Consider the following 11,208-nt stretch of genomic DNA (forward strand, 5'->3'; position numbering starts at 1 on the left):
TCGGGGTTCGTGATGCAGTAGATCCACGCCATGCGTGGATGCTGTTCGCTGGATCAGGCCACCTCGGCGAACGCGCTGCAATGCTCCACCGGCAAAGCCTCCATGAGCCGCTGCCGCACGCGTTGGCAGTAGCCTTCCGAGGTCAGTGCCGGCAGCACCTGCAGCGCTGATTGCATCACCCGCAGGACCTCGCCTTCGGCGCGCGCCTGCTGCAGGTCGCGGAACAGCGCCGCTGCGTTGGGATGCCGCTGCATCTCCAGGATTCCCAGCACATAGATGCGCGCGGCGACCAGCGAGCGGCGTCGCTCGACTGGCGCGGCGGATGCTGCGGCGACTGGCGACGTCAGCGGGACAGCAGCCACACTCGGCGCAGGTTGCATGGAAACGGCGGCTTCCGCAGCGGTCACCAGATAGCCGGCCTGGATCAGCTGGATCACCATCACTGCCGCGTCCTGCCCCAGCAGTGCGGTCAGCTCGGCGATGCTGCGCTGGCCATCGCACAGGATCAGCAGCCGTCGCTGGCGCATGTCCAGCGGCGCGCGGTGGGCCTGCAGCGCGGTTCGGGCGAGGTCGGTCTTGCGCGGTTGCATGGGGTGGACAGCCAAGTCGGTGCTTGCCCAGCCTGAATGAGGGCGATGAAACCGCGATGACAATGCAGCGCCTGCACGCGCGCTGGGGTAGCGTGCATCCACCCTGTGCCAAGGATCCGCACCGATGAAGCACCTCCCGATTGCCGGCCTGCTGCTGTTGTCGCTGGCCGCCTGCAACCGTAGTCCCGAAACCGCCTCGCCGGACGCGTCTGCCGCCGCAACCGCACCGGCGAAAGACGCCTCCGTTCCCGCCGACGCCGATCTGGCCACCGCATCGCCGGTGGACCCGCGCCGCGACAGCCCGGCACGCCTGGATGGTTTCGGCGGCGCCACGCTGGGCGCCGGCATCGCCGAGGTCCGCAGTGGCTTCGGCACCCCCTTGCAGGGCCTGGGTACTGATGCCGCTGGCAAGCCGCTGCCTGCCGACGATGCCAATGAAGGCTGCTACTTCCTGCGCCCGCAGGACGCCGAAGACCCGCGGCTGATGTTCGAGGCGCGCAAGCTGGTCCGCTACGACGTACGCAGCCCGTCCATTGTCGCCCCCGGTGGCGGTCGGGTCGGCATGACCCTGGGCGAGCTGCAGGTGCTCTATCCCGAGCGCGCCGACGTCGGCCCGGACAAGTACGACGACAAGGCCCAGCACCTGCGCGTGCGCCCGGCGCAGGAGGGCGCGGCGATCATCGATTTCGCCCTCGGCGCTGACGGCAAGGTCGGCGCCTGGCGGGTCGGCAGGACCCCGCAGGTGGACTACGCCGAAGGCTGCGGCTGATCCACCATTCTCGGCTCACCCGCAACGGGTGGGCCGAGCGTAGAATCGCGCCACGACCGCTGGGGAGTGCTCGATGATCGCCATTGCCATTGCATGGTTCCTGCTCGGCCTGCTGTTGCTGGCCTTGGGTGGGGACTCCATCGTCAAAGCCGTTTCCGGCCTGGCGCAGCGCTTCGGTGCCAGCGCATTCACCGCCGGCTTGTTGTTGCTGGGCATCACTACTTCGCTGCCGGAGCTGGCGGTCAACGCCCGCGCACTCGTGATGGGCCAGCCGGAGCTGGCCTTGGGCAACGCCGTCGGCAGCAGCGTGGTCAACCTTGGCCTGACCCTGGCAATGGCTGCCATTGCCGCGCCGCTGTTGTTGCGTGCCCGCCTGCAGACGGTGCTGTGGTGGGCGTTGCTGGCCGCGGGCCTGCTGCTGATGGTGTTCGGGCTCGATGGCCGCCTGGTGCGCTGGGAGGCCGGCGTGCTGGTGGCCGGGTTCGTGGTGGTGCAGTTCCTGGTGCTGCGACGCGGGCGCCATGAGAGCGCCGAGGTACAGGCGATCATCGCCGAGTCGGCACTGAGCCGCACCAGCTTGCCCTTGAATGTGCTGCGCGTGCTGATTGCCGCATTGGCGTTGTACTGGGGCGCGCGCCTGGTGGTCGGTGCTGCTGCTGATTTTGGTGCTGCGCTGGGCTGGACACCGCTGCTGGTCGGTCTGCTGCCGGTGGCGATCGGCACCGCGTTGCCGGAGGTGGCAGCCGCCGTCGCGGCGGCGCGCCGTGGTCACGGCGACATGGTGCTGGGCCACGTGCTCGGTTCCAGCGTGGTCAACCTGATGCTGGTGATCGGTGCGATGGGGCTGCTGCAGCCACTGGCGTTGCCGGCCTCGTTCGTACGCCTGGAACTGCCGGCGCTGTTGGCGTTCGCCCTGGTGCTGTACCCGATGTTGCGCGGCGACCTGCGCATCAGCCGCATCGAAGGTGCAGTACTGCTGGGGGCGTTCGTGGCCTGGTTGGGGCTGGAGATCGCGCTGGTCACACCGGTCTGACCGCTGCGATGGATCGGCCCCGCGCGTGGACCCGGTAGTGCCGGCCGCTGGCGGGCAACCTCGGCGAACCCGCAGCCAGGCATGGCCTGGCTCTACTGGCGCTTATCCGGGGTAGTGCCGACCAACGGTCGGCACCCACCGTCAACGCGTGGTGGTTTCCTCTTCCCGCTCGGGTTCCGGCGGCGGCAGCTGTTCTTCTTCCGCACGCTCGTTGCCCGGCAGAGTGGGGCGCGTTTCCATCAGCAGCGACAGCGCCGCCTTGGCCATCAGGTGCGCGCTGATCGGCGCGGTGATGAACAGGAACACGGTGATCAGCAGCTCGCGCGGCTGCGGGTCCTGGCCCAGGAAGATGTGGTAACACACCGAACACACCAGCACGCAGCCCACGCCCAGCGTGCTGGCCTTGGTCGGTGCGTGCAGGCGCTTGAAGAAGGTGGACAGCTTCACCAGGCCCAGTGCGCCGACCAGGATGAAGAAGCAGCCAAACAGCAGCAGGATCGACAGCGCGATCTGGATGAAGGTGATCATTCGACGATGTCCCGGCGCAGCACGAACTTGCTCAGCACAACGGTGCTGCCGAAGCCGAGCATGGCGATGATCAGTGCCGCCTCGAAGTAGATCGCTGAATTGAGGTACATGCCGAACAGCATCAGCTCGGCGATGGCGGTCACCGACAGCGTATCCAGTGCCAGGATGCGGTCGGGCACGGTCGGCCCGCGCAGCAGGCGCCAGGTGGCGAGCAGCATGGCCAGGCCGACCACGTGCATGCATACCACCAGGGTGGTCTGGATGATCTGGAATCCAGTCATGGGAAGATCTCCATCAACGGGGCTTCATAACGGCGCTTGATCGTGTCGATCAGGTCCTGCGGGTCGTCCAGGTGCAGCACGTGCACCAGCAGGAACTTCCGGTCGTCGCTGAGCGCGGCCGAGACCGTGCCGGGGGTCAGGGTGATCATGCTGGTCAGCGCGGCGATGCCGTGGATGTTGGCGATGTCCAGCGGCAGCCAGATGAAACCGGGGTGGATGTTCTTTTCCGGGCCCAGCACCTGGATGGCCACGCGGATGTTGGACATCAGGATGTCCCACAGGGTCACGAACAACAGCTTCGGCAGCGGCCGCAGGGTGCCGATGCGCGCGAACTCGCGGTCCAGGCGCGCAGCGAACAGTGGAATCACCACGCCCAGCAGCAGGCCCAGCAGGAACTGGCCGAGCGTGAAGCTGTCGGACATCAGCAGCCAGAACACCACCACCATCACGCTCAGCGCGGGCGAGGGCAGCAGGCGGCGGATCGGGGAACGCTTGGCGGTCATGGCTGGCGGATCTCCGGCGTGGTCGCGCGCAACTGCTGCACGTAATCGCCCGGCTGCAGCAGCTGGGTGGCGATGGCGTCGGTGTGCTGCATCAGCGGGGCAGCGAACAGTGTCATGCCGATGCCGTAGGTCAGCAGGATGCAGGCGGCAAACAGCTCTACGCGGCGCAGTGGCGCCTTGCGCGGTGGCGGTGCATCGGGATCAGGCAGCGGCACGCGCCAGAACAGGCGGATGCCGCCGCGGGTCAGGCCCATGATGACCAGCAGGCTGCTGACCAGCACCGCCGTCCACACCGCGCCGGTGTACTGCGCGGGCATGCCGGCCAAAAGCGCGGCCTTGGCCAGGAAGCCGGACAGTGGCGGCAGACCGGCCACCGACACCGCCGCAATCAGGAACAGCACGGCGGGTGTCTCTTTGCCGGGCATCGGCGCGATCACTTCCTTGCGGTCGCTGGCGCCGCCACGGCGGCGTCGGATCAGGTCGGCGACCAGGAACAGTGCGGCGGCGACGAAGCTGCTGTGCGGCAGGTAATACAGGCCGGCCGACAGCACCTTCGGCGTGCCGACAGAGAACGCGATGAACAGCGTCGCTGCCGAGACGATCACCAGATACGAAATCAACACGCGCAGACGCGCTGCAGCCAACGCGCCCAGGCCGCCCAGCACCAGCGTCGCTACGCCGGCCCACAGCAGCCAGTCGCGGCCGTAGCCGGCCATCGCCCCCGCATCCTCGCCGAACCACAGCATCTGGATGCGCAGCACGGCATACAGGCCCACCTTGGTCATGATCGCGAACAGCGCCGCCACCGCCGCCGGTGCACGTGCATACGATTCGGGCAGCCACAGGTACAGCGGCATCAGTGCGGCCTTGGCGCAGAACACCAGCAGCAACAGGCCCATCGTCGCCTTCACCAGGGCCAGCTGCGCCGGCGGCACTTCGGCAATGCGCTGCGACAGCTCGGCCATGTTCAACGACCCCAGCGAGGCGTACAGCAGGCCCAGCGCGATCAGGAACAGGGTCGAGGCGGTGACGTTGAACACCACGTAGTGCAGGCCGATGCGCATGCGCAGGCCACGGCCGCCACTGAGCAGCAGGCCGTAGGAGGCGATCAGCATCACCTCGAAGAACACGAACAGGTTGAAGATGTCGCCGGTCAGGAAGGCGCCATTGAGGCCCACCAGCTGGAACTGGAACAGCGCATGGAAGTGCGGTGCGCGCCGGTCCCACCCTGAACACGCATGCAGCAGGCAGGGAATGGCCAGCAGCAGGGTGGTCAGCAGCATCCAGGCGGACAGCTGGTCGGCGACCAGCGCGATGCCCAGCCGCGACGGCCAGTCGCCCAGCAGGTAGACGCGGATATCGCTACCTGCGGTGTCGGCGAACAACAGGCCGACCACCACCGCCAGCGCGCCCAGCGATGTCCACGCCACGGCACGCTGTACCTTCGGCCCATAGCGGCGGTGTTCGACGAACAGCGACAGCGCAGCGCCGAGCAGCGGTACCAGGATCGGCAGGATCACCAGATGATTCATGCGCGGTCCTCGCCCCGGCGCGGCGGTGCATCGTCGTCCGGCTCGTGCGCGTCCACATGATCACTGTGGTTGTCGCTGCGGCTGCGCATGGCCAGCACGATGCTGATGGCAGTCATCGCAAACGCGATCACGATCGCGGTCAATACCAGCGCCTGCGGCAGCGGATCGGTGTAGTTGCCGAGGTGGCTCTCCACGCCTTCCTGCAGCACCGGCGCCTTGCCCTGCACCACACGGCCACCGGCGAAGATCAGCAGGTTGGTGGCGTAGGACAGGAAGGTCATGCCAAGGATCACATCGAAGCTGCGCGCACGCAGCAGCAGGTAGATGCCGATGGCGGTCAGCACGCCGATCGCAGAGGCCAGGGCCAGTTCCATCAGTGCATCTCCCCCGTTCGTGCCGAGCGGCGTTGCAGGTCGATCTCGCCCTTGCGCGCGGTGCGCGTCCGCGAGGGTTTGACGGTGGCCATCATCGACAGCATCAGCATCGCGCCACCGAACACCACCAGGTACACGCCGATATCAAAACCAATCGCGCTGGCCAGCGGTACATCGCCGATCAACGGCAGGTGCAGGTCCAGGTGACCACTGGTCAGGAACGGCACGCCGAACAGCATCGAGGCGCCACCGCTGAGGATGGCGATCAGCAGGCCGGTGCCGATGCAGCGGATGTAGTCGAAGCCGAAGCGCGATTCCACCGACGCGGTGCCCTGGATCACGTACTGGATCAGCAGCGGCACGGCCAGCACCAGGCCGGCGATGAAGCCGCCACCCGGCGCGTTGTGGCCGCGCAGGAACAGGAAGATCGACACCGTCAGGGTCAGCGGGAACATGATCTGGGCCAGATCGGCCGGCACCGGCAGCTTGATCGGCGGGCCAGGCATGATCTGCTCCGGCGCCATCCGCGTACGCCGCAGCAGCGCATGCACGACCAGTGCGGCGATGCCGAACACGGTGATCTCGCCGAAGGTATCGAAGCCGCGGAAGTCGACCAGGATCACGTTGACCACGTTCTGGCCGTACGCCTCGGGCAGCGCGCGGGCGAGCAGTTCGCCGGCCATGGTGTTCGGCGGCAGCGTCATCGCGCTGTAGGCCAGTGCGCCGAGGCCGGCACCGGCCACGATCGCGATCAGCGCATCACGGCGCTTGCGCCAGCGCGGCCGCTCCGGGCCCGACTGTGCGGGCAGATAGTTCATGCCCAGCAGCATCAGCACCAGGGTGACCATCTCCACCAGCAGCTGGGTCAGCGCCAGGTCCGGTGCGGACAGGAACACGAAGGTCAGCGCCACCATCAGGCCGACGCCGCCGACCAGCAGCACGGCCAGCAGGCGCTGCTTGTACATGCGCAGCGTCGCTACCGCGCAGGACATCATCACCAGCCACAGTGCCCAGCCCAGCAGCGGTATCGGCTGCGGCTTGGTCCAGTCCGGCGAGGCCGGGTTGGCGATGTAGGGCGCGGCGGCGACCACGATCGCCACCAGTACCAAGCCCAGCAGCATGCGCTGCAGGCTGCCGTTGGCGATGCCGGCAGTCAACCGCTGCGCACCGGCCGACAGCAGGTCCAGCTGGTGGTGGAAGACGTTGCGCCCAGGCGTGGTGTTGGTCACCGCGTGCAGGTCGATCAGCCTGCGCAGGCCGAAGTAGAGGGCCACGCCACCGACCACGCCCGCGGCGCTCATTGCCAGCGGCAGGTTGAAGCCGTGCCAGATCGACAGGTTGTATTCGGGCATCGCGCTGCCGAGGATCGAGGCGGCTGCCGCGTGCAGTACCGGCGCCACCGTCAGTGCCGGGGCGATACCCACCGCCACGCAGATCACCACCAGGATCTCCACCGGCACCTTCATCCAGCGCGGCGGCTCGTGCGGCACGCGGTCGAGGCCATGCGGGCCCTTGCCGAAGAAGGTGTCGTGCACGAAGCGCAGGCTGTAGGCCACGCCGAACACACCGGCCAGCAGCGCAGCGATCGACACCGCCGTGCGCATGGTGTCGGTGCCGCCGGCCGAGAGCGCTTCGGCGAACAGCATTTCCTTGGACAGGAAGCCGTTGAGCAGCGGGATGCCGGCCATCGCCAGCGAGGCGATGATCGCCAGCGCGCTGGTGAACGGCATCAGCCTGCGCAGGCCACCGAGCTTGCGCATGTCACGGGTGCCGGTCTCGTGGTCGATGATGCCGGCGGCCATGAACAGCGACGCCTTGAAGGTCGCGTGGTTGAGGATGTGGAACACGCCGGCGACCACCGCCATCGGCGTGGACAGGCCGAACAGCAGGGTGATCAGGCCCAGGTGCGAGATCGTCGAATAGGCCAGCAGGCCCTTCAGGTCATGCTGGAAGATCGCGTTCCAGGCACCGATCAGCAGGGTGATCGCACCGATGCCGCTGACCGTGTAGAAGAACAGATCGCTGCCAGCCAACGCCGGATGCAGGCGCGCCAGCAGGAATACGCCGGCCTTCACCATGGTGGCCGAGTGCAGGTAGGCCGACACCGGCGTGGGCGCGGCCATCGCGTGCGGCAACCAGAAGTGGAAAGGGAACTGCGCGCTCTTGGTGAAGATGCCCGCCAGTACCAGGAACAACGCGTAGGGGTACAGCGCGCTGGCGCGGATCTGCTCGCCGGCGGCCAGCACCACGTCCAGGTCGAAGCTGCCGACGATGCGGCCGATCAGCAGCACGCCGGCCAGCAGGGCCAGGCCCCCGCCGCCGGTGATCACCAGCGCCATCCGCGCGCCCTCGCGGGCGTCCTGGCGATGCGACCAGAAACCGATCAGCAGGAACGAGCTGATGCTGGTCATTTCCCAGAAGATCATCAGCAGCAACAGGTTGCCCGACAGCACCATGCCCAGCATGGCGCCCATGAACAGCAACAGGTAGGTATAGAAGCGGTGCGCGCTGTCCTGCGGGCTCAGGTAGTAGCGCGCATACAGCACCACCAGTGCGCCGATGCCCAGCACCAGCCCGGCGAACATCCAGGCCAGCCCATCCAGGCGCAGGGTGAAGTCCAGGCCGATCTGCGGCAGCCACGGCACCATCGTCCGCACCACCTGGCCATCGAGCACCGATGGGGTCAGCCAGGCGAGGATCGCCAGCCCGCCCAACGGCGCCAGCGCCGCCAGCCAGGCAGCAGTCGAGCGCGAACTACGGGGGAAGGCTGCGACAGCCACTGCCATGAGGAACGGCAGGGCCAGCAGCAGGGGCAGGCTGGGGAGCATGCAGGGAATCCATGATTCACGAGCAGGTCAGGGAGCATAACAGGCTGCCAAATGTCGCCGAAACCCATTGAACAGCGATCAATTGCATGTAACGTGCGCTGATTCATTTTTTCTGCGATGCAGCATGCCGCGTGGATGACCCGTCAGGACCTGGCTGACGGGTCCACCCTACGCCCACGCAGGGAGACCGCAGCCCCTGTCGCACAGGGACCGCCGCCGTCGGGCGGGGCTGGGAGAGGAGGTCACTGCGGCAGGCTGGCAGGCGCGCCGTGCAGTGTGGGTGATGGCATCTGCCCGTTCAGGAAACGGAGGCGTCGATGCGACGACGCTGGTCAGTAGCGCCAGTCGAGCTTGCGATAGGCCTTGGCCATCACCCAGGCCGGGCCAATCAGCAGGTAGGTCAGGTCGGTCAGGAAGCTGGGCTTGCGGCCTTCGAACTTGTGGCCGATGAACTGCGCGATCCAGGCGACGACGAAGACGCCGATGGCCAGCCAGAGCAGATTGTGCAGGCCGATTTCCGCTTCCAGCAGCCGGCACAGGCAGCCGAACACGAAGAACTGGATGAGCATGCCGATGCCCAGCGGGCGCGACAGTTTGTTGTAGAAACACCAGGCGCTGAACATCGCGAACGCCGACCAGATGCCGTACTGGAACCAGGTGATCAGCGGCGGAACGCACCACAGCAGGGCCACCACCGACCACAGGATCGCCGGCACCGCCACCACGTGGATGCGCTGGTTGACCACATTGCGGTGGTCGTCGGAGTAGCTGGCGAAATAGCGGTCGATCGGACGCGCAAGCTGGGTGGTGGTCTGCATGCGGCCAGCATACCCCGGCCGGGGCCGACAGTAGAGCCAGGCCATGCCTGGCTGCAGGTCCGCCGAGGTTGTCGGCCAGCGGCCGGCACTACCCGGGGCAACCGACAGTAGAGCCAGGCCATGCCTGGCTGCCGGGGGGCGCAGGAAACCGCCCCCGGCCAGACCGGCCGGGGGCGCAGGGGAATCAGTCGACGCTGATTCCGGCCAGGCGCTGCAGCGCCTCGGCGTACTTGGCGCGGGTGCGCTCGATGATTTCGGCCGTGATGGTCGGGCCCGGGGCGGTCTTGCCCCAGTCCAGCGTCTCCAGGTAGTCACGCACGAACTGCTTGTCGTAGCTCGGCGGGCTGGTGCCCACCTCGTACTCGTCGGCCGGCCAGTAGCGCGAGGAATCCGGCGTCAGCATCTCGTCCATGATGTACAGGCGGCCATCGGCGTCGGTACCGAACTCGAACTTGGTGTCGGCCAGGATGATGCCGCGCTCGCGTGCGTAATCGGCCGCGAACTTGTAGATGCGCAGTGTGGCGTCGCGCACGCGCTCGGCCATCTCCGCACCGACCGTCTTCACCATCGCGTCGAAGTCGATGTTCTCGTCATGGTCGCCCACGGCGGCCTTGGTCGAGGGAGTGAAGATCGGCTCGGGCAGCTGCTCGGCCTGGCGCAGGCCGTCGGGCAGGTCGATGCCGCTGACCTTGCCGGTGCGCTGGTAGTCCTTCCAGCCGCTGCCGATCAGGTAACCACGGGCGATCGCCTCCACCGGTACCGGCTTCAGCTTGCGGGTGACCACCGCGCGCTTGGCATACAGGGCCGCGTCCACGCCTTCGGGCAACACGCTGGCCACGTCGATGCCGGTCAGGTGGTTGGGCATCAGGTGCGCGGTCTTGGCGAACCAGAAGTTGGACACCTGGCAGAGCATCTCGCCCTTGCCCGGGATCGGGTCGGGCAGGACCACGTCGAACGCCGACAGGCGATCGGTGGCGACCATCAAAAGGTAGTCCCCCGGCGGGGTACCGGCCGGCAGCCGCTCGCGCGGGATATCGAACACATCACGCACCTTGCCGCGGTGGCGCAAGGGCAGGCCGGGGAGATCGGATTGCAACAGCGTGGTTGGCACGGGCACTCCTGGGGCTTCGTCGATACGGCTGCCCAACGGACCCGGCGGGCCCGCTGACCAGCGGGCGGCCTAGTGTAAAGCGGTCCGGGCCCGCTGTGACGTAAAATGAGCGTCCATTTCGTCGGCCGACCCCGGAGCGCCATGCGCTGGTACGGAAAACTGCTCGGATTCATCGCCGGGGCCCTGCTGTTCCGGCCCAATCCGCTGTTCGGCGCGGTGGTCGGCCTGTTGCTGGGGCATGCCTTTGACAGCGACTGGTTCCGCCTGAACAAGGAGAACCCGTACCGGGAGCTGGGGCTGACCTCCGAGGCCACCGACGCCGAGGTCGAGCGCGCCTACCGCAAGCTGATCTCCCAGTACCACCCCGACAAGCTGGGCGGCGCCGCCCCCGAGCTGCAGCAGCAGGCCGAGCAGAAGTCGCGGCGCATCAACGCCGCCTACGACCGCATCAAGACCCTGCGCAAGCGCTGACCCCACAGTCCCGCCTGCGGGCGGGAGACCCCTTTCCCCGTTCCGAAGGCCCCGGCCATGTCCAACTGCCTCATCGCTCCTTCCATCCTCTCGGCCAACTTCGCCCGCCTGGGCGAAGAAGTCGACAACGTCCTGGCCGCTGGCGCCGATTGGGTCCATTTCGATGTGATGGACAACCACTACGTGCCCAACCTGACCATCGGCCCGATGGTCTGCCAGGCGCTGCGCAAGCACGGCGTCACCGCGCCGATCGACGTGCACCTGATGGTCGAGCCGGTGGACCGCATCATCCCGGACTTCGCCGAGGCCGGCGCCACCTACATCAGCTTCCACCCGGAGGCCAGCCGCCACGTGCACCGCACCATCCAGC

General features: G+C 67.4%; 12 protein-coding genes and 1 pseudogene. 4 read left to right on the forward strand and 9 right to left on the reverse strand.

Annotated features, from left to right (window positions below):
- Positions 1-53: 53 nt before the first annotated feature.
- Positions 54-590: a hypothetical protein gene (locus tag DBR20_RS17405; protein WP_108267236.1), complete on the reverse strand. Its 537-nt coding sequence runs from the start codon at positions 588-590 to the stop codon at positions 54-56.
- Positions 591-714: 124 nt separating this feature from the next.
- Here DBR20_RS17405 and DBR20_RS17410 point away from each other — a divergent pair, with 124 nt between their 5' ends.
- Together DBR20_RS17410 and DBR20_RS17415 are read left to right on the forward strand one after the other, a co-directional pair.
- The gene (locus DBR20_RS17410) at positions 715-1,359 is read left to right on the forward strand and encodes a hypothetical protein (protein WP_108267238.1); all 645 of its coding nucleotides are present in this window, start codon (positions 715-717) and stop codon (positions 1,357-1,359) included.
- A 73-nt stretch (positions 1,360-1,432) separates the two neighbouring features.
- The gene (locus DBR20_RS17415; protein ID WP_108267240.1) at positions 1,433-2,392 is read left to right on the forward strand and encodes a sodium:calcium antiporter; all 960 of its coding nucleotides are present in this window, start codon (positions 1,433-1,435) and stop codon (positions 2,390-2,392) included.
- Positions 2,393-2,533: 141 nt separating this feature from the next.
- Here DBR20_RS17415 and DBR20_RS17420 read toward each other — a convergent pair whose 3' ends face one another.
- The 8 genes from DBR20_RS17420 to DBR20_RS17455 form a co-directional block, all read right to left on the reverse strand.
- Positions 2,534-2,920: a Na+/H+ antiporter subunit G gene (locus DBR20_RS17420; protein ID WP_108267242.1), complete on the reverse strand. Its 387-nt coding sequence runs from the start codon at positions 2,918-2,920 to the stop codon at positions 2,534-2,536.
- Entirely contained in the window at positions 2,917-3,201 is a 285-nt protein-coding gene (locus DBR20_RS17425) for a K+/H+ antiporter subunit F (protein ID WP_025874598.1), read from the reverse strand. Before DBR20_RS17425 ends, DBR20_RS17420 begins: the two co-directional genes overlap by 4 nt.
- Entirely contained in the window at positions 3,198-3,704 is a 507-nt protein-coding gene (locus DBR20_RS17430; protein WP_108267244.1) for a Na+/H+ antiporter subunit E, read from the reverse strand. The genes DBR20_RS17425 and DBR20_RS17430 overlap by 4 nt, the downstream gene beginning before the upstream one ends.
- Positions 3,701-5,236 (reverse strand): monovalent cation/H+ antiporter subunit D, encoded by a 1,536-nt coding sequence (locus tag DBR20_RS17435; RefSeq protein WP_108267246.1) that lies wholly within the window; start codon positions 5,234-5,236, stop codon positions 3,701-3,703. The genes DBR20_RS17430 and DBR20_RS17435 overlap by 4 nt, the downstream gene beginning before the upstream one ends.
- Complete coding sequence (locus tag DBR20_RS17440; RefSeq protein WP_108267248.1) at positions 5,233-5,610, reverse strand: Na+/H+ antiporter subunit C; 378 nt, start codon at positions 5,608-5,610, stop codon at positions 5,233-5,235. Before DBR20_RS17440 ends, DBR20_RS17435 begins: the two co-directional genes overlap by 4 nt.
- Entirely contained in the window at positions 5,610-8,438 is a 2,829-nt protein-coding gene (locus DBR20_RS17445) for a monovalent cation/H+ antiporter subunit A (protein WP_108267250.1), read from the reverse strand. The genes DBR20_RS17440 and DBR20_RS17445 overlap by 1 nt, the downstream gene beginning before the upstream one ends.
- 332 nt (positions 8,439-8,770) lie before the next feature.
- Positions 8,771-9,256, reverse strand: a complete 486-nt coding sequence (locus tag DBR20_RS17450) for an Mpo1-like protein (protein ID WP_089237384.1) — start codon at positions 9,254-9,256, stop codon at positions 8,771-8,773.
- A gap of 184 nt (positions 9,257-9,440) precedes the next feature.
- A complete protein-coding gene (locus DBR20_RS17455) occupies positions 9,441-10,367 on the reverse strand; it encodes a phosphoribosylaminoimidazolesuccinocarboxamide synthase (RefSeq protein WP_181393118.1) in 927 nt (308 codons plus the stop codon).
- Positions 10,368-10,508: 141 nt separating this feature from the next.
- Here DBR20_RS17455 and DBR20_RS17460 point away from each other — a divergent pair, with 141 nt between their 5' ends.
- Both DBR20_RS17460 and DBR20_RS17465 read left to right on the forward strand, forming a co-directional pair.
- Positions 10,509-10,838 (forward strand): DnaJ domain-containing protein, encoded by a 330-nt coding sequence (locus DBR20_RS17460; protein WP_025874605.1) that lies wholly within the window; start codon positions 10,509-10,511, stop codon positions 10,836-10,838.
- 57 nt (positions 10,839-10,895) lie between these two features.
- A pseudogene (locus DBR20_RS17465) lies at positions 10,896-11,208 on the forward strand (ribulose-phosphate 3-epimerase); the annotation flags it as partial.

Origin of the sequence: Stenotrophomonas sp. HMWF023 (assembly GCF_003060985.1) — a bacterium.
GTDB lineage: Bacteria > Pseudomonadota > Gammaproteobacteria > Xanthomonadales > Xanthomonadaceae > Stenotrophomonas > Stenotrophomonas lactitubi.